Source organism: Methylobacterium sp. Gmos1 (assembly GCF_053764715.1).
The window spans coordinates 162,147-178,508 of sequence record NZ_JBSNCC010000006.1 but is presented as its reverse complement, the minus strand read 5'-3'; the positions used below and the strand labels follow the sequence as shown (position 1 = coordinate 178,508).

The 16,362-nt window shown below is 69.0% G+C and carries 19 protein-coding genes; 10 read left to right on the top strand and 9 right to left on the bottom strand.

Features of this window, described 5'->3' with window-relative positions; genetic code table 11:
• Window positions 1-123: 123 nt before the first annotated feature.
• The 4 genes from ACS5PV_RS14630 to ACS5PV_RS14615 form a co-directional block, all read right to left on the bottom strand.
• Window positions 124-1,341, bottom strand: coding sequence for a helix-turn-helix domain-containing protein (locus tag ACS5PV_RS14630; protein ID WP_455396054.1), 1,218 nt, complete (start codon window positions 1,339-1,341; stop codon window positions 124-126).
• Window positions 1,338-2,039, bottom strand: a complete 702-nt coding sequence (locus tag ACS5PV_RS14625) for a hypothetical protein (RefSeq protein WP_455396053.1) — start codon at window positions 2,037-2,039, stop codon at window positions 1,338-1,340. The genes ACS5PV_RS14630 and ACS5PV_RS14625 overlap by 4 nt, the downstream gene beginning before the upstream one ends.
• Before the next feature lie 362 nt (window positions 2,040-2,401).
• Window positions 2,402-3,619 (bottom strand): CoA transferase, encoded by a 1,218-nt coding sequence (locus tag ACS5PV_RS14620; RefSeq protein WP_455396052.1) that lies wholly within the window; start codon window positions 3,617-3,619, stop codon window positions 2,402-2,404.
• Between the two features lie 445 nt (window positions 3,620-4,064).
• A complete protein-coding gene (locus ACS5PV_RS14615) occupies window positions 4,065-4,394 on the bottom strand; it encodes a DUF1127 domain-containing protein (RefSeq protein WP_455396051.1) in 330 nt (109 codons plus the stop codon).
• Window positions 4,395-4,551: 157 nt separating this feature from the next.
• On the opposite strand from ACS5PV_RS14615, the gene ACS5PV_RS14610 reads away from it, so the two are divergent.
• The gene (locus ACS5PV_RS14610; RefSeq protein ID WP_455396050.1) at window positions 4,552-5,424 is read left to right on the top strand and encodes a LysR substrate-binding domain-containing protein; all 873 of its coding nucleotides are present in this window, start codon (window positions 4,552-4,554) and stop codon (window positions 5,422-5,424) included.
• A gap of 18 nt (window positions 5,425-5,442) precedes the next feature.
• Here ACS5PV_RS14610 and ACS5PV_RS14605 read toward each other — a convergent pair whose 3' ends face one another.
• The 3 genes from ACS5PV_RS14605 to ACS5PV_RS14595 all read right to left on the bottom strand — a co-directional run bounded on the left by ACS5PV_RS14605 (window position 5,443) and on the right by ACS5PV_RS14595 (window position 7,305).
• Entirely contained in the window at window positions 5,443-5,637 is a 195-nt protein-coding gene (locus tag ACS5PV_RS14605) for a Flp family type IVb pilin (protein WP_455396049.1), read from the bottom strand.
• Between the two features lie 288 nt (window positions 5,638-5,925).
• Complete coding sequence (locus ACS5PV_RS14600; protein ID WP_455396048.1) at window positions 5,926-6,192, bottom strand: DUF3072 domain-containing protein; 267 nt, start codon at window positions 6,190-6,192, stop codon at window positions 5,926-5,928.
• Window positions 6,193-6,417: 225 nt separating this feature from the next.
• A complete protein-coding gene (locus ACS5PV_RS14595; RefSeq protein ID WP_455396047.1) occupies window positions 6,418-7,305 on the bottom strand; it encodes a branched-chain amino acid aminotransferase in 888 nt (295 codons plus the stop codon).
• Window positions 7,306-7,531: 226 nt separating this feature from the next.
• Here ACS5PV_RS14595 and ACS5PV_RS14590 point away from each other — a divergent pair, with 226 nt between their 5' ends.
• The 7 genes from ACS5PV_RS14590 (at window position 7,532) to ACS5PV_RS14560 (ending at window position 13,755) form a co-directional block, all read left to right on the top strand.
• A complete protein-coding gene (locus ACS5PV_RS14590; RefSeq protein ID WP_455396219.1) occupies window positions 7,532-8,170 on the top strand; it encodes a MarR family winged helix-turn-helix transcriptional regulator in 639 nt (212 codons plus the stop codon).
• Complete coding sequence (locus tag ACS5PV_RS14585) at window positions 8,167-8,898, top strand: response regulator (protein ID WP_455396046.1); 732 nt, start codon at window positions 8,167-8,169, stop codon at window positions 8,896-8,898. Before ACS5PV_RS14590 ends, ACS5PV_RS14585 begins: the two co-directional genes overlap by 4 nt.
• A gap of 8 nt (window positions 8,899-8,906) precedes the next feature.
• On the top strand, window positions 8,907-10,277 hold the full coding sequence (locus ACS5PV_RS14580; protein WP_455396045.1) for an ATP-binding protein: 1,371 nt from the start codon (window positions 8,907-8,909) through the stop codon (window positions 10,275-10,277).
• Window positions 10,278-10,408: 131 nt separating this feature from the next.
• Complete coding sequence (locus tag ACS5PV_RS14575; RefSeq protein ID WP_455396044.1) at window positions 10,409-11,179, top strand: S1 family peptidase; 771 nt, start codon at window positions 10,409-10,411, stop codon at window positions 11,177-11,179.
• A gap of 119 nt (window positions 11,180-11,298) precedes the next feature.
• Window positions 11,299-12,168 (top strand): S1 family peptidase, encoded by an 870-nt coding sequence (locus ACS5PV_RS14570; protein WP_455396043.1) that lies wholly within the window; start codon window positions 11,299-11,301, stop codon window positions 12,166-12,168.
• 98 nt (window positions 12,169-12,266) lie between these two features.
• Window positions 12,267-12,656 (top strand): DoxX family protein, encoded by a 390-nt coding sequence (locus ACS5PV_RS14565; protein WP_455396042.1) that lies wholly within the window; start codon window positions 12,267-12,269, stop codon window positions 12,654-12,656.
• Window positions 12,657-12,762: 106 nt separating this feature from the next.
• Window positions 12,763-13,755, top strand: a complete 993-nt coding sequence (locus ACS5PV_RS14560) for a sensor histidine kinase (RefSeq protein ID WP_455396041.1) — start codon at window positions 12,763-12,765, stop codon at window positions 13,753-13,755.
• A 275-nt stretch (window positions 13,756-14,030) separates the two neighbouring features.
• Here ACS5PV_RS14560 and ACS5PV_RS14555 read toward each other — a convergent pair whose 3' ends face one another.
• On the bottom strand, window positions 14,031-14,222 hold the full coding sequence (locus ACS5PV_RS14555; RefSeq protein ID WP_455396040.1) for a hypothetical protein: 192 nt from the start codon (window positions 14,220-14,222) through the stop codon (window positions 14,031-14,033).
• Window positions 14,223-14,434: 212 nt separating this feature from the next.
• On the opposite strand from ACS5PV_RS14555, the gene ACS5PV_RS14550 reads away from it, so the two are divergent.
• Entirely contained in the window at window positions 14,435-14,836 is a 402-nt protein-coding gene (locus tag ACS5PV_RS14550; RefSeq protein WP_455396039.1) for a hypothetical protein, read from the top strand.
• A 6-nt stretch (window positions 14,837-14,842) separates the two neighbouring features.
• On the opposite strand, the gene ACS5PV_RS14545 is transcribed toward ACS5PV_RS14550, so the two are convergent.
• Entirely contained in the window at window positions 14,843-15,754 is a 912-nt protein-coding gene (locus tag ACS5PV_RS14545) for an oxidoreductase (protein ID WP_455396038.1), read from the bottom strand.
• A 205-nt stretch (window positions 15,755-15,959) separates the two neighbouring features.
• On the opposite strand from ACS5PV_RS14545, the gene ACS5PV_RS14540 reads away from it, so the two are divergent.
• Window positions 15,960-16,205: a hypothetical protein gene (locus ACS5PV_RS14540; RefSeq protein WP_455396037.1), complete on the top strand. Its 246-nt coding sequence runs from the start codon at window positions 15,960-15,962 to the stop codon at window positions 16,203-16,205.
• Window positions 16,206-16,362 lie beyond the last annotated feature (157 nt).

The window sequence follows — 16,362 nt, the reverse complement described above, 5'->3', positions numbered from 1 at the left end:
TATTAGCAGAGGAAGGCATTCATATGTAGAAGATGCACAATTCAAGATGTTGGTTCTCAGGCAATTAAAGCGAAGGCGGTGACTGGCCGCTCTAAAAAACCCCAACCAGTCATCCGCCTTGGATCATTTAAATCGTCGCGAGAACTCAATAATTTCACCACTTTCGAGATCAAGCGATCTGAATGTCTTGGAGTTTTTTGGAACAGCAAGCTGCACAAGTTCGCCAGACCTAAAGAAGCCTGGCTCGACGCCAGTTATCTGCTCGACCTCCTGCTCAGGAAGCGACAGGCAATCCAGTAAGCCGGACCGTGTATAGTACCCTTCGCTTAGAAGCGTCTCAACGCCACGTTTAAACATACGCGGACGCTCAAGAGGCATGACAGAGCGGTCGTCGAATGGTTCGCGCAATGCCCCGCGCCAACCTCTCCGCGTCAGATTACGATATAAAACCGTCCTTTCCTGATCATTTATCATGTCTAAATTATAAGCCCTAAATATCATCGCACCAATCGACAATCCCCAGCGCTTTTTCAATGACGCAAAGTAGTCAAGCGATGGGTTTCTGACTTCTTCGAAAAATGCTTTCCTGGGAAACAGAAGCGCACCAGCAAAGCGGTGTGCTTGCTGTTCAATAAGCTTGTGAAGTGAGGGATCGCGCTCTTGCTGCGGGGTAACTTGCGAGTGGAGAACCATATGTCCAAGCTCGTGAGCACAATCGTATCGCGCTCGCGCGCAGCTTACATCATAGATATTAATCCCTACGAATGAGCGCTCTAAACGTCTCGAGTAAAAACAGAAACCATCTTGCTTATCTGATGGTATTTCTAGATTAACTACTGGGATACCGGCATTTTCGAGAGCGAGAGCAACGTCGGGAATAGGATGATTTCCCAACTTCCATTGCTCGCGCACCTGTTCAGCAGCGCGTTCGACAATTTCTGGCGTGATTTGACGAGGATCACCGATTGAGCCGAGTTCCGGCGGCGTGTATGACGGAAATGTAACTTCGTCTTCCAGAAACGAGAAAACTTCGCATAGCCAGCGCATGCGCTGTTCAGTCATATCACGGGCGGTTTTTGTCTCAGCATTTCGCGAGCGCCAGAAGACGAGTCCAATTTCTTCAGTCCATACTGGCTTGAGGAAAAATTCGTATGAAAATCCCAGTTGACTTGCAATTGCACATAACTTGTCATGCTGGGGCTTGTCCAGACCGTCTTCATAACGACTTATCGCAGTACCGCTTACACCAATCAAATCACCAAGTACTTTTTTATACATGCCTCGGGCGCGTCTTGCCTCATTAAGTCGAGCCCCTTGAAAAGCTTGAACGCCGATACTCATCTTTCTGATCTCTTCGAATTCTTACGCTTTGGATTAACGATCACATTATCTGGCTGGATGAGCGGACTTACGTTCGGCTCCTTCTTCTGCGTCCAATCCGCCCCATTGCGCCCGTACATTGCCAACTCGTACAGGTCCAGCCGGTGCACCCACGAACTGTAATCCGCGTCTGGTACGGCGAGCATTACGCCACCGAGCTTCTTGTGATCGCGTGTAAATCTCGGTCCAGCCGCTCCGTGCAGGAGAACCGAAAGAATGCATCCAGCCCAGTCACTGTTACGGAAATATCCATCACCAAGATCGAGCTCAAGCTGACTCATCATACCATATAAATTTGCTAACTTTATCTTATAATCAGATACTCGCGGGCCATCGTAAAAACTAAGAACAGGCTCCTGCATCAAGACTAGACGCCCCATCCTCACAAGCAACTTATTCTGCCCATTGCAGTCGAGACGGCGAATATCGTATGGCACGCCGTGCTTTTTGGCATTTTGGAGAAGGGCGTCAATGGCGCATGTGCCGCGCCGACGACCGAACTGCTCATGCCGCATCGCGTCATTAATAGCTCTGTTGTCAGCCAACTCCTCATAGAGCCGGCTGTACCCCCAAGCGAGGGATTTTAACGCTGCCTCCATGTACTCGGGGTTGAGGTCACCCCGCAGGATCTGGTCGGTTCGTTCAAGCGTCAGAGACACAGGATCCTCTGGTAGGCTAACCGTTCAAGCAACATGTCGCTTTCGACTCAAAAAGTCAAGCGTGAAGGCGCAACACCCCCTGTTAGCTGCTAAGTGGCGCGATGGTCGTGCTCCCGAGCTATACGGGACCGTGTCCGCGAATGGGCAGCGGAAATGGGCGTGCTGCGATTTTGCCGTGCACGGGAGGACCACGTCCTATCCCTCCGATAGTAGGTCGACGCCGAGGGCCCGCGAGTCCGCTATCTATTCCGAGCAAACCTTCGCACAGGCAAAATGGCTAAGACTGACTCCGAGCCGCCGCCAGCGCGAGCCGTGTGGCGCTCACCCGCAGCGCCCTTCCCAGCAACCGGATGCGATCGCCCTCACCCCCGCGGCCCCGCCACCACCCCGTCATCGTGCAACCGCGCCACCTCCCCGTCGCTGTAGCCGATCTCCGCCAGGATCTCGTCGGTGTTCTCCCCCAAGCTCGGCGCCCGGGTCGGGGGCACGCGCTCGACATCCGAGAACACGATCGGGTTGCCCGGGGTCAGGTACGAGCCGATCCCCGGATGCTCCAGGCGGGAGAACATCGGGTTGTCGGTCGAGCAGTCCGGATCCTCCTCGACGACCTGGCGGAAGGAGCGGTAGCGGGACCAGGTGACGCTGCGGGCCTGGAACTCGCCCGCGAATTCGTCGAGTCGCCGGCTCGCGAAGAAGGGGCTGAGCACCGCCGTGATGGCGTGGCGGTGGGCGTAGCGCTCGCCCTCCTGCCGCAGGTCGGCGCCGAGCCGGGCGGCGAGCGCGTCCATCTCGGGCTTCGTGCCGGTCGCGGCCTGCAAATTGTCCCACTGGCGCTGGGTCAGCGCCACCACGATCACCCGCTCGCCGTCGCGGCAGGTGAAGTCCTGGGCGTAGGCGCCGTAGAGCGCGTTGCCGACCTTGGGCCGATCGGTGCCGTTCACCGTCACCTCGCCGATGATGCCGAGATTGCCCAGCATCGCCAGCGCCATGTCCTTGAGCGCGAGCTCGACCACCTGGCCGCGGCCGGTGAGGCGGCGGTGGCGCTCGGCCGCGAGGATGCCGAGGGCCGCCTGCTGGCCGGTGATGCAGTCCCAGGCCGGCAGCACGTGGCCGACCGGCTCGGACGAGCCCTCCGGCCCGGTGGCGCCGGGAAATCCGACCGCGGGGTTGACCGTGTAGTCCACCTGCGGCCCGCCGTGGCGGTCGCCGGTGACCGACATCATGATCAGGTCCTCGCGGTGACGGCGCAGCGACTCGTAGTCCATCCAGCCGCGCACGCGCAGGTTGGTGAGGAAGATGCCGTTACCCTCGCCGGGCTGGCAGATCAGGCGGGTCACCACTTCCTGGCCGCGCGGGGTCGCCATGTCGACCGCGAGGCTGCGCTTGCCCTTGTTGAGCCCGGCCCAGAACAGGCTGCGGCCCTGGTCGGTCACCGGCCAGCGCGCGTGGTCGAGCCCGCCGCGGATGCGGTCGAAGCGGATCACGTCCGCGCCCATCTGCGCCAGCGTCATGCCGGCGAGAGGAGCGGCGACGAAGGCCGACCCCTCGACGATGCGCAGACCCGCCAAGATCTTGACCATGCCGTCCTCCCCGTGCGCTGCCGCCCCGAGCGATTCTTCTTCTTGATTGTGAGGCCCGAGCTTACGGCAGTGGACGCTGCGGTAAAGGCCGTAAGATCATCGAGGCTGCCGCCCCGATGGGACGCCGACGGACCTCGCGGTCGTCCCGCACGCCGAAACGTGCACCACTTGTCCTGCCTCGTCGCCGGCCGTGGATCCCGGGCTCCGCCGCGCGGCCCTGGGGCGACAGAGGCGCCTGTCGCCTCCGGAAGGCCGACAGCAACGAGCCCCGGATCCCGTCCCTCGGGCGAGGGAGGGACCCGGGGCCCTGGAGCACTTCACGATCGCGTTGCAATCGCGAAGCTCTCTAAGCTCTTGTTTTGCCGCATACCTCCGACGAACAGGTATCCACTTCGTCGGAAAATGCTCTCGTGCGGATCGCCGGATCAGACGATGCAGGCAGGCCTCACGCCTCCCGCGCCCGCCCCTCCACCACCCGCCCGTCCCGGGCGGCGAGGCGCACGCTCACCACCGGCGGCAACTGGCGCCGGGCGCGGCGTCGATGCACCAGCGGCACGGTCGGGTCCTGGGCGAACGGCAGGTCGAGGGCGCCGAGCACGTCGTTGCGGGTGAGGCCGATGTCTTTCAGGGCCCGGTCGTCGAGTTCGGCGAGGCGGTAGGCGGCGCGGCGGTTGATCCACAGGGTGACGATCCGGGCCACGATCTGCGCGGCCTTGCGGCCGGCGCCGAGCGCCAGCGAGAGGACACCGAAGAGGGGGGCGAAACTGATCGTCATCGTGGTCTCCGGCGGGAGCTTTTCGGCGTACCTCGTGTGAGCCGGCAGCGCTCGTCCGCCCCAGCGTCATAGCCCAGCTCGGTCGATGCGTTGAGCGAATGATTGAGATGTGTCACATCACGCGGATTGATGCAGAGATCGATGACGGAGCGACGCGGTGCATCCCCTCGACATCGACCAGCTCCGGACCCTGGTGGCGATCGCCGAGAGCGGGTCGTTCACCCGCGCGGCGGAGGCGGTGAACAAGACCCAGTCCGCCGTCTCGATGCAGATGAAGCGGCTCGAGGAGCGGGTCGGGCGCGAGATCTTCGCCAAGGCCGGCCGCGGCGTGCGGCTGACCGACGACGGCGAGCGCCTGCTCGACTATGCCCGGCGCATCGTGCGGCTCCAGACCGAGTGCCTGGCGACCTTCGACGAGGGCGACCTCGCCGGCCGGGTGCGCCTCGGCCTGCCCGACGACTATGCCGACCGCTACCTGCCGGAGATCCTCGCGCGCTTCGCCCGGACCCATCCGCGGGCCGAGGTGACGGTGGTGTGCGAGCCGACCGACATGCTGGCTGCGCGGATCGCCGACGGCGACATCGACCTTGCCATCGTCACCGAGGCCAAGGGCCGGCGCAACATCGAGACGGTCCGCACCGAGGCGCTGCTCTGGGTGACATCGAGCCGCCACGCCGTCCATGGCGAGGAGCCGGTGCCCCTCGCCCTCGGGCGGCCGGATTGCAACTGGCGCCGGGCCGCGATCGAGGCGCTGGAGCGCGGGGGCCGGCAGTGCCGGATCCTGTTCGTCAGCTGGAACTCGACCGCGGTCGGGGCCGCGGTGCTGGCGGGGCTCGCCGTCTCGGTGCTGCCCGAGAGCGCGCTGCGCCCGGGCATGCGGGTGCTCGGGCCGCAGGATGGGTTTGCCGCCCTGCCGGTCATCCGCATCGGCCTGATGCGCTACCGCACGGGCGAGCCCAACCCGCTCACCGACATCCTGGCCGGGCAGATCCGGCAATGCCTGGACAATCTCGGGCTGGCGGCGGAGTGACGAAGCGAGGACCCGCCTTCAGCGCAGGGCGGTGCCGACATGATTGCTGAGGTTGCTGTACAGGCCGCCGGCCGTGCTGCCGTAAACGGCGAGCGCGCTCGTCAGCGCGAGGAAGATCAAGGTCGCGATGATCGCGTACTCGATCGCTGTCGCGCCCGACTGCTCACGCAGGAACCGCCGGAGCGCCTCCGTCACCCGCGATCTGCCACGCACGTCGAGTTCTCCCGGCCCATCACGCAGGACGATAGGCGAGATATCCTCACCCGGGGGTTAATTCGCGCAACTGATCCGACGCCGCGATCTGCAACGCGGTGCGAGCGCGAACATTCGATCCTTACTGGACGCAGCGTCATCCAGGTCTCGGCTTCGCGCCGGTCATTCTTCTCCGCAAGAAGCGTTTGAGACAAAGAAGAGGCGCTGCTCCTCCAATACAGAAAGGAAGCAGCGCCTCGCCCGTGCGCTTGAGCGATCCCTGTCCCGCGCGGCGGGACGCGACCCGTCTCAGGCCTTGCCGGTCTCCTTGCGCAGGGCGTCGATGCGCTGCGAGGCCTCGGCCTTGTCGAGATCGGGGTCGAAGGCCTCGTCGTCCTTGGCCTGCTCGGCCAGGGTCTTGAGATAGGAGGCCTGCGCACCGGTCATCGGCTCGGAGCCGGTGGTCCAGTCCTTCGGGTCCTTGATGCGGTTCGAGGTGTCCTTCGGGTCCTGCTTCGGGTTCTCGGTCTCGTGGTGCTCGGTCTCGGCCTTCTTGGTCGCGGTCTTGGCAGTCATGAGGGCTCCCCATGTTCTCTGAATGTTCCAGCCAGACAACGGGCAAGCCCCGGCCCGCGTTCCCGGCCCGAGCGCCGCAGGCGAGGCTTGTCCCCGCAAAACCGAAAAAACCCCGCCGAGCACCGCACATGCGAAGGCCCCGGGCGGTCTCCCGCCCGGGGCCTCTTCGTTCACGCGCGTGGTGGGGCTCGGGCCGCCTCCGTTCAGGCGGCCTTCACGCCGCCTTCACGCCGCCTTGGCCCGCGGCTGCACCTCGGCGCTGTAGTCGTCCATCAGGGTCTTGGTGATCGCGCCCGGGGTGAAGCGGTACTGGGCGATCTCCGAGACCGGGGTGACCTCGGCGGCCGAGCCGGTGATGAAGCACTCGGAGAAGCCCGTCATCTCCTCGGGGCGGATGCGCCGCTCGACCACCTCGTAGCCGCGGCGACGCGCCAGCTCGATCACGGTCTGGCGGGTGATGCCGTTGAGGAAGCGGTCGGCCTGCGGCGTGTGGATCACCCCGTTCTGCACGAAGAACACGTTGGCGCCGGTGCACTCGGCGACGTTGTCCTCCCAGTCGAGCATCAGGGCGTCGGCGTAGCCCTTGTTCTCGGCCCGGTGCTTGGAGATCGTGCAGATCATGTACAGGCCCGCCGCCTTCGAGGCCGAGGGCGCGGTGCGGGGATCGGGCCGGCGATAATCGGCGAGGTCGAGGCGGATGCCCTTCATCTTGGTCGCCGGGTCGAAGTAGCTCGGCCATTCCCACGCCGCGATGGCGAGGTGGATGGTGTTGTGTTGCGCCGACACGCCCATCATCTCCGAGCCGCGCCAGGCGACCGGGCGCAGGTAGGCGTCCTGCAGGCCGCTCTCCTTCAGCACCAGCCGCTTGGCGGCGTCGATCTCGGCCACCGAGTACGGGACCTCGAAGTCGAGGAGCTCGGCCGAGCGGCGCAGGCGCTGCGAATGCTCGGTGCACTTGAAGATCTCGCCGCCATAGGCGCGCTCGCCCTCGAACACGCTGGAGCCGTAGTGCAGGCCGTGGCTGAGTACGTGAATCTTCGCGTCCGCCCACGGCACCATGCGGCCGTCGAACCAGATGTGGCCTTCACGCTGGTCGAAGGGAATGACGGACATGACGATGATCCTCGTATGCGTTCGTTTCCGCCTGGCTGGTTCTCGCGCAACGTTCGTGCTTGAGCGGGGCGCGGGGCGTACGTTCGTTTCGCCGGCGGGGTTGACGGGTATCAATGGGGCTGAGATATGTCAACAAGACTGACATAAATGACGAGGGCTCCCGAAAGCCCGGTCCCGCGAAGAGGTGCGACCCGTGACCCAGGCCGCCCGGACCCGTCCGGCCCCCATCCCGGACGCCGCCAACGAGGACCTGCCGAAGGCAGGCTACTCCCCGGACAAGCCCGCGCAAGGCCCCTCCGAGCAAGACCTCGCTCTCGATGATGCGTGCACCGCCGGCGAGGCCCCGGCCTACGACCTGATCGAGCTCCTGTTCTTCGCCTATCGCGACTTCGTCGCCGATCCCGACCGGATCCTCGCCGAGTACGGCTTCGGCCGCGCCCACCACCGGGTGCTGCACTTCGTCGACCGCCATCCCGGCCTCACCATCGCCGAACTCCTGGATATCCTGCGGATCACCAAGCAGAGCCTGAACCGGGTGCTGAAGGAATTGATCGAGCAGGGCTACATCGCGCAGCGGACGGGCACGAGCGACCGCCGCCACCGCCTCCTCACCTGCACGCCGCAAGGGCGCCAGCTCGCCCGGCGCCTCGCCGGCGTCCAGGACCGGCGGGTCCGCCGGGCGCTGGACGAGGCCGGCTCGGGCTTGCGCGAGCCGGCGAGCCGGTTCCTCCTCGCGATGATCGAGCCGGAGGAGCGCGCGGCGGTGCGCCGGCTCCTCGCCGGCGGCGACTCCACGCCCGAGAATCCCGTGCCCGAGACGCCCGCGGCCGAGAACTCCGCGCCCGAGAGCGAGGCCCACCCGTGAGCGCCGGTCCCGCCCTCAGCCCCCGGGCCGAGCTGCCCGACCACGCCCCCCACATCCTGGTGGTCGACGACGACCGCCGCCTGCGCGACCTGCTCGCCCGCTTCCTCGGCGAGAACGGCTACCGCGTCACCGCGGCCGCCAGCGCCGCCGAGGCCCGGGCGCGCGGCCGCAGCCTCGTCTTCGACGCGGTGGTGCTCGACGTGATGATGCCGGGCGAGACCGGCTTCGATTACGCCCGCCAGATCCGCCTGACCTCGAGCGTACCGATCCTGATGCTCACCGCCCGCTCGAACCCGAACGACCGGGTCACCGGGCTCGAGATCGGCGCCGACGACTACCTCCCCAAGCCCTTCGAGCCGCGGGAGCTGATCCTGCGCCTCAACAACATCCTGCGCCGCAGCGCCCGCGGGCCCGCCGACGGCACGGCCGCCCCCCTCGACGCGGTGCGCTTCGGGCCGTTCCAGTTCCGCATCGAGCGCGGCGAGCTCACCCGCGACGACGAGGCGATCCGCCTCTCCGAGCGCGAGCGCGAGATCCTGACCATCCTGGCGCTCGCCCGCGGCGGCAACGTCGAGCGCGAGGCGCTGACCGGCACCAACGGCGCCGCCAACGAGCGCACCGTCGACGTGCAGATGAACCGCCTGCGCCGCCGCATCGAGGACGACCCGGCCAACCCGCGCTACGTGCAGACCGTGCGCGGCGTCGGCTACCGGCTGGTGCTGGATTAGGGCGCGGGATGCCCGCCCCCAGCATCGCCGGGACGCTGCCGACGCCCCGGCGGGCCTGGCGCCGGCTCGGCCGCGTCATCGGCGACCGGCTGCCGAAGGGGCTCTACGCCCGCTCGCTCATCATCATCATCGCCCCGATGGTGCTGCTGCAATCGGTGATCGCCTACACCTTCATGGAGCGGCACTGGCAGCTGGTGACGCGCCGCCTCTCGGCCGCCGTCACCGCCGACGTCGCGGCGCTGATCGACATCTACGAGAGCTATCCGCAGGACAAGGGCTCCGAGACCCTGGAGCGGATCGCCAGCGAGCGGCTGAACCTCGACGTCGACATCCTGGAGGGCGCCGCCCTGCCGGCGCCGGGGCCGCGGCCGTTCTTCTCGCTCCTCGACGAGGCCCTGTCGGACGAGCTGCGCCGCCAGATCGCCCGGCCGTTCTGGATCGACACGGTCGGCCGCTCCAGCCTGATCGAGATCCGGGTCGAGATCCCCGGCGGGGTGATGCGGGTGATCGCCAGGCGCAGCCAGGCCTACGCCTCGAACTCGCACATCTTCCTGCTCTGGATGGGCGGCTCCTCGATGGTGCTGCTCGGCGTCGCGATCCTGTTCCTGCGCAACCAGATCCGCCCGATCCTGCGCCTTGCCGACGTGGCGGAGAGCTTCGGCAAGGGGCGCGAGCTGGATTTCCGCCCCCGCGGCGCCCGCGAGGTGCGCAAGGCCGGCCACGCCTTCATCGAGATGAAGCGGCGCATCGAGCGGGCGATGGAGCAGCGCACCACGATGCTCAACGGGGTGAGCCACGACCTGCGCACCATCATCACCCGCTTCCGGCTCTCCCTGGTGCTCTTGCCCCAGACCCCCGAGATCGACGACCTGCAACGCGACGTCGACGAGATGAGCCGGATGCTGGAGGCCTACCTCGCCTTCGCCAAGGGCGATTCCGGCGAGCCCGCCGCGGCCATCGACCTCAGAGCGCTGCTCGAGGACGTGCGCACCGACGTGGAGCGCTTGGGCGGCCACGTCTCCGAGGTGACGCTGGAGGGCCAGTCGACCGTGACGGTCCGGCCCGACGCCTTCCGGCGCTGCCTGTTCAACCTCGCCGCCAACGCGGCGCGCTACGGCGACACCATCGCGATCACCGCCCGCCAGGAGGCGCGCTGGCTCGCGGTCTCGATCGACGACGACGGCCCCGGCATTCCGCCCGAGCAGCGCGAGGAGGTGTTCAAGCCGTTCGTGCGCCTCGACGACGCCCGCCAGGATGCCGGCGGATCGGGCCTCGGCCTCGCCATCGCCCTCGACATCGCGCGGGCGCATGGCGGCGACGTGGCCTTGCACGATTCGCCCCTCGGGGGCCTGCGGGCGACGGTGCGGGTGCCGGCCTGACGAAGGCCTTCGGTCGGTCGTCGGATCGATTACGCCGCTTCCGCGCGTGCCGAGCCGCTTCGCGGCCCGCCCGAGGGGTTCGTCCGCCGCGGTCCGCCGCCCTGGACCTCGCGGGCCGGATCGGGCAGGGCATGGGCACCGGTCCCCCCTGTCCCGAGAGCGACGTGATCCGCCCAGCCATCTCGTTTCTCGCCGCCCTGCTCGTCACCCCCGCCCATGCCGTGGTCGGCGGCACCGAGGCGCCCGACGCAAGCCTCGCCCGCTCCAGCGTGATGGTGCTCTCCTCCCGCGGCGGGGTCTGCACCGGCATCGTGCTCGCCCGCGACGTGGTGCTCACCGCCGCCCATTGCGCCGCGCCGGGGGCCGAGCACCGGGTGCATTTTCGCGACGAATCCGGATCGCCGGTGCTGCTCGGGGTCGCCGCCCGGGCGGTGCATCCGGGCTACGACGCGGGGGCGATCGCCGGGCGGCGGCGCTCGATCGACCTCGCGCTCCTGCGCACCGAGACGGCGCTCCCGGCCCGCTTCGTCCCGGCGAGCCTCACCGAGGCGCCGGTCGCCGCGGGCACGCCGCTGACGCTCGGCGGCTACGGCGTCGCCCGCCCGGGCGATCACCGCAGCACCGGCACCTTCCGCACCGCGACCCTGCCGCTGGTCGAGCCCTACGGCCCGAGCCGCATCCTGGTCTGGCTCAAGGGCGGGTCCGCGGCCGGCGCCTGCGAGGGCGATTCGGGCGGACCGATCGTCACGGCGGGCGGGGCGGTGCTCGCGGTGACCACCTGGTCGAGCGGAGCCGGGACATCCACCTGCGGCGGCGTCTCGCAGGGCGTGCTGGTCGGGCCGCAGCGGGCCTGGCTCTCCCGCACGACCGGCGCCTGGGGCGCCGAGGCACGCTGGGAGTGACGGGGAGGCTGCCGCGCTCACGGCTTCGTTTGCGCGGCGGCCCCGTTCCGGTGCGGAACCACACCCTTCGCGCGAGACTTCACTTGTCGAGCGTGGCCGCACGCTTCTAGGGTGGTCCCATGCGCGTCTCTCCGTCCCGCCTCCGCTCGACCCTGGCCGCCCTCGTGGTGGCCGCGCCCCTCGGCCTGTGGAGCGGTGCCGCCGGCGCCGTGGTCCGGGGCGAGGTGACGCGCGATCCCGACGGCCTGCGCGGCTCGGTGGTGCGGATCGAGAGCACCACCGGCGAGATGTGCTCCGGTTCGCTCATCGCCCCCGACCTGGTGCTGACGGCGGCCCATTGCGTGATGCGCAAGGCCGGCTACTGGATCGTCGTCGTCGACCGCGGCTTCCGCCAGCGCCGCCTGCGGGCGATCGCGGCGGCGATGCACCCGGATTTCGTGCCCGGCACCACGCCCGAGAACCAGCCCGGCACAGACCTCGCCATCCTCAAGCTCAACGAGCGCCTCGGGCCCGATTTCCGGCCCCTCGACACCCGGTACGGCGGCGAGATCCCGCAGGGCGACACCGTCGCCATCGCCGGCTACGGCGTGGTGGCGGAGAACCGCCGCGGCTCCGCCCGGGTGCTGCGCCAGGCCCGCCTCGTCTCGCTCGGCGAGCTCCAGGTCGCCAACACCGTGACCGTCGTGGCCGACCGCACCACGCTGGCCGAGACCGCCGGTGCCGGCGCCTGCCTCGGCGATTCCGGTGGGCCGATCCTGCGCGGGGGCCCCGGCGGCTACCAGCTCGTCGGCGTGGTGAGCTGGTCGAGCGGCGCCGCCCAGCAGGGCCGGGTCCGCACCGCCTGCGGCGGCTTCACCGCCGTGACGCCGATCGGCCAGCATGCGAGCTGGATCAACGCCCGCGCCGCCGAACTCGCCCGCTTCGAGCCCGGCGAGGCGATGCCGGCCGGCACCCGCCCCAACCGGGCGGACTGGACCGGCGGGCGCTAGATCGCCGGCTGTTCGCGCGTCGGTAAAAGCTCTGACACAAGCTTGACTGTTCCGCGGCCAGGTCTTCCAACGGGCTCCGACACACCCGGAGATTCCCGATGAGCCAAGCCGTCTTCAGCCTCGCCCGCATCCTCGTCGTCGTGCTGTTCTGCGTCTCCGGCGCCCAGAAGCTGATGAACCCGGCCGGCGTCGCGGCGGCGGTCTCGGGCAAAGGGCTGCCCTACCCGGAGGTGCTGGCCTGGCTCACCATCGCGGCCGAGCTCGGCCTCGGGCTGCTGATCGCGCTCGGCTTCTACGCCCGCGCGGCGTCCGTGCTGCTCGCCGTCTTCACCCTCGCGACGATCGTGGTGTTCCACAACTTCTGGACGATGTCGGGCGACGCGTTCCGTACGAACCAGATCCAGGCGATGAAGAACCTCTCGATCATCGGCGGCCTCCTGATGATCGCCGCCGCCGGCCCCGGCCGCTTCGCCCTCAACCGGCGCTGACCACGGGACTTTTCGTCGTGCGCGCCGCGCCGGAACGCCGCCGCGCCCGGTACGTTGACCGCCCCTGAAGGAACGCGATCGGCGACGCGAGGGGTGGGTAAGGGTCATGGCCGCGGACACGACATCGCCGGACGCGGCCTTCCGCAGCTTCGCCGAGGGCGCAGGCCTGATGATGTGGCGCGCCGATACCCAGGCGCGCCTGATCTACGTCAACCCGGCCTGGACGGAATTCCGCGGCCGCGCGGCCGCGGACGAGCTCGGCCACGGCTGGAAGGACGGCCTGCACCCGCAAGACCGGGACGCGCACGAGGCGGCGCTGGCGGCGGCCTACGCCCGGCGCCGGCCGCACAGCGCCGAGTACCGCCTGCGCCGCCACGACGGCGCGTTCCGGTGGATCCACGGCCACGCCTACCCGCTGCACGAGGGCGACGACTTCGCGGGCTTCGCCGGCTCCTGCTTCGACATCACCGAGCGCAAGGAGGCCGAGGAGCACGCCGCCCGGGCGATGGCCGAGCAGGAGGCGCTGCTCGCCGAGATCTACCACCGGGTGCGCAACAACCTCCAGGTCACGGTCAGCCTGATCGGGCTCTACGGCCGCGCCGCCGCGGGGCCCTGCCGCCCCGCCTTCGACGCCCTCGGCCAGCGGGTGCGGGCGATCGCCCTGGTGCAACAGCACCTGCACGAGGCGCCGCAGATCGCCAGCGTCGACCTCGCCGAGTACCTGACGCGCCTCGCCGAGGGCCTGGGCCAGCTGCGCCGGGCCGGGCGGATCACCGTCACGGTCGAGGCTGGGCGCACGGCGCTCCTGGAGCCGCGCCGGGTCAACGCGCTCGGCATGATCCTCGCCGAGATCGTCGCCGAATGCCTCGACGGCACCGACGAGGCGGCCGCTTGCGTCACGCGGGTCGAGGTGCCGGCGGGCGCGGGCACCGATCCGGTGCGGGTGCGGATCACCTCGGGCGGCGTCGCCGGCGAACCGCCGGCCGGCGTGCCGCGGATCGGCCCGCGCCTGATCTCGGCTTACGCGGGCCAGGCCGAGATCGCGGTCTCGGGCATCGGCACCCCGGAATCCCCGCTCGAGCTGACGCTGCCGGCCTGATGCGCGCGTCGAGAGGGATCGGTCCTGCCAGGTCAATTCTTGCCGGGTCGATCCCGGCGATCGGCCCTTCGGCGGAGCGGAACGCCCTGGCCTGGCACGGGTCGGCCAGGGCGACATCGAGCTTGGCCTTGACGAGGGGATAGGCATCGACGCCGATCACCTCCGGGGCGGACCGTGGATCCCGCGCCGCTTGAGCGTCGAGATCGGCTCGGTACTGCCGGAGGCCCGCAGCAGTCCAGCAGCCCACGGTCGCTCCCCGGGGACGGGCCGCCGCATCAAGAGTCGGGCGGCGCGTCGTCCAGCCCGGCCCGGTCGCGGTCGAGCTGGCGCATCAGCTCGGCGAGGCGCGGATCGAGCCCCTCGTCGAGAATGGGCTCGTAGAGGGCCTGGAGATAGCGGCCGAGCCGCTCCCGGCTCGCCGCGTCGAGGGTCGGGCCGCCGTCCGACGGCTCGCGGTACCCGGACATATCGGAATCGGATGCGATCATCGGCCCTACATTTGGCATATGGAGGCCGGCGGCAAGCCTCCGTCGGTTTCCCACGCACTCACGATCGACACCGGCCGGCGTGATTCGTTCCACCACGAACCTGCGCGAGCGCGGGACGGTCGGGCGCGGGACGGAACTGCGTTCCCTTAACGCTGTTGTCGGCCGAGGGGGCAATCGGAGAGACCAGATCGATGCGATTCGCCATTCCGCTCGTCCTTGGCTGCTGCCTCGCCGCGCCCGCCCTCGCGCAATCCGGCCGGCCGCCCGCGCTGCTCATCCACGGCAATTACTGCGGCCCGGGCAACAACGCGCCCCTGCCGCCGATCGACGCCCTCGACGCGGCCTGCGCCCGGCACGATGCCTGCACGCCCCGCGGCGGCATGGCCACGGCGGCCTGCAACGCCCGCCTCCGGCGCGAGGCCGAGCTGATCTCGCGCGATCCGCACCAGCCCCAGGACCTGCGCGACGCGGCGGGCTTCGTCGCCTTCGCGGCCGGCATGATGCCCTCGCGCCCGCAGGTGGCGGCGGGCCCGTCCGTCACGGTGCCCTCCGTCCTCCCGGCCCCGGCGCCCGACGAGGACGACGACGAGTAGGCGGCGTCAGAGCGGGTAGGTCACGCCGGTCAGTGCCTCGGACAGGGTCCAGAGCCGTGCCGCCGCCGCGGGATCGGCGGCATGGGGCTCGATCCGCGCCGGGCCGACCTGGCCGCGGACCTCCCAGGGGCCATCGGGGCCGTAATAGTGGCCGCCCTCCGCCTCCGGTGCCGTCGCGGCGTAGAGCAAGGGCAGGGCGCCGCGTGCCGCCGACTGGCCGAGGAGCCCGAGGAGGCCTGCGCCGATGCGCGTGGCGAGCGGCCCGGCCCGGTCGCCGCGCCGAGCGATCGACGTCGCCGCGACGCCCGGATGGGCCGCGACCGACCGCACCGGGGAACCGGCCGCGCGCAGGCGCCGGTCGAGTTCGAGAGCAAACATCAGCATCGCCAGCTTGGTCTGCCGGTAGGCGCTCTGCGGGCCGTAGGCGCGGCGCAACTGCAGGTCGTCGAAGGCGATTGTCCCGGAGCGATGGGCGATGCTCGCCACCGCCACGACCCGGGTGCCGGCCTCCCGGCGCAGGCTCGGCCACAGCAGTCCGGCCAGGGCGAAGTGGCCGAGATAGTTGGTGGCGAGCTGGCGCTCGAACCCGTCCTCGGTCTCCTCGCGCCGCGGCACCGCGGCGATGCCGGCATTGAGCAGCAGGATGTCGATCGGCCGCCCCTCGGCCGCCGCGAAGGCCCGCACCGAGGCGAGGCGCGCAGTGTCGAGGGCGCGGGTCTCGATGACGGCTGCCGGATGCGCACGGCGGATCGCCGCGGACGTCGCCTCGGCTTTGCCGAGATCGCGGGCGGCGATGACGATCTCGGCCCCGGCCCCGGCGAGCGCCAGGGCCGCCTCGTAGCCGATGCCGCTCGTCGCCCCGGTAACGACCGCGCGGCGCCCGGCCTGGGGCGGGATCAGGTCTGTGGTCCAGGGCATCGGCACGCTCCTCGCGTCTCGGGAGAGTTCCGAGATGGGTGCACGCGCGCCGGTGGGAAGAGGGCGGGGCGCTGGATCGAAACCGGCCGCGCGCACGTTTCTTGCGTGTCGCCTGCGTGTCCGGCCTCGGTCGCGCCTGCACGCTGGGCCTGCACGCTTGGCTTGCCTGTTGGCTGCCGATAAACCGGAGGGTGTGAGGACCCGCATGATCGGACGGCTGATCTCCACCCTGCGTCCGCACAGGCTGCCCGACGACCGCGAGGCGGAGCCGGAAGACTCCGTCCTGGCCGCGCCGCCGGACGACGTCGCGCGGTTCGCCCCCATGGTGCCACTCACGCCGCCGCCGGCGGTCAACGACGATCCCGAGGGCGCCTTGCGCGACGCGGTCGAGGCGGCTTTGCGGGCGGCGGGGTACCTGCGGGAGCCGTCGGGGGAGGCAGGGTCGTCCTGATCGTCGCGATGGAAGTCTCGCCCTCCGGGTCATCCCGGGCTCTCGACTGCGTCGAGCTCCGGAAGGCTGCGGAGGGTGTCGATCCTGCAAGAGTCCGTGTGATTGCTCTGTAGAAGTTTGTTCGACCCGCGACATCAGGATGAGGTTGTCGATGGGA

Bases quoted from the DNA above. Each gene is read 5' to 3' on its own strand.
- ACS5PV_RS14570 (WP_455396043.1), top strand. From the start codon at position 11,299: ATGCGCGTCTCTCCGTCCCGCCTCCGCTCGACCCTGGCCGCCCTCGTG.
- ACS5PV_RS14575 (WP_455396044.1), top strand. From the start codon at position 10,409: ATGGGCACCGGTCCCCCCTGTCCCGAGAGCGACGTGATCCGCCCAGCC.
- ACS5PV_RS14600 (WP_455396048.1), bottom strand. From the start codon at position 6,192: ATGACTGCCAAGACCGCGACCAAGAAGGCCGAGACCGAGCACCACGAG.
- ACS5PV_RS14615 (WP_455396051.1), bottom strand. From the start codon at position 4,394: ATGACGATCAGTTTCGCCCCCCTCTTCGGTGTCCTCTCGCTGGCGCTC.
- ACS5PV_RS14620 (WP_455396052.1), bottom strand. From the start codon at position 3,619: ATGGTCAAGATCTTGGCGGGTCTGCGCATCGTCGAGGGGTCGGCCTTC.
- ACS5PV_RS14540 (WP_455396037.1), top strand. From the start codon at position 15,960: ATGATCGGACGGCTGATCTCCACCCTGCGTCCGCACAGGCTGCCCGAC.
- ACS5PV_RS14560 (WP_455396041.1), top strand. From the start codon at position 12,763: ATGGCCGCGGACACGACATCGCCGGACGCGGCCTTCCGCAGCTTCGCC.
- ACS5PV_RS14555 (WP_455396040.1), bottom strand. From the start codon at position 14,222: ATGTCCGGGTACCGCGAGCCGTCGGACGGCGGCCCGACCCTCGACGCG.
- ACS5PV_RS14565 (WP_455396042.1), top strand. From the start codon at position 12,267: ATGAGCCAAGCCGTCTTCAGCCTCGCCCGCATCCTCGTCGTCGTGCTG.
- ACS5PV_RS14595 (WP_455396047.1), bottom strand. From the start codon at position 7,305: ATGTCCGTCATTCCCTTCGACCAGCGTGAAGGCCACATCTGGTTCGAC.
- ACS5PV_RS14545 (WP_455396038.1), bottom strand. From the start codon at position 15,754: ATGCCCTGGACCACAGACCTGATCCCGCCCCAGGCCGGGCGCCGCGCG.
- ACS5PV_RS14630 (WP_455396054.1), bottom strand. From the start codon at position 1,341: ATGAGTATCGGCGTTCAAGCTTTTCAAGGGGCTCGACTTAATGAGGCA.
- ACS5PV_RS14550 (WP_455396039.1), top strand. From the start codon at position 14,435: ATGCGATTCGCCATTCCGCTCGTCCTTGGCTGCTGCCTCGCCGCGCCC.
- ACS5PV_RS14580 (WP_455396045.1), top strand. From the start codon at position 8,907: ATGCCCGCCCCCAGCATCGCCGGGACGCTGCCGACGCCCCGGCGGGCC.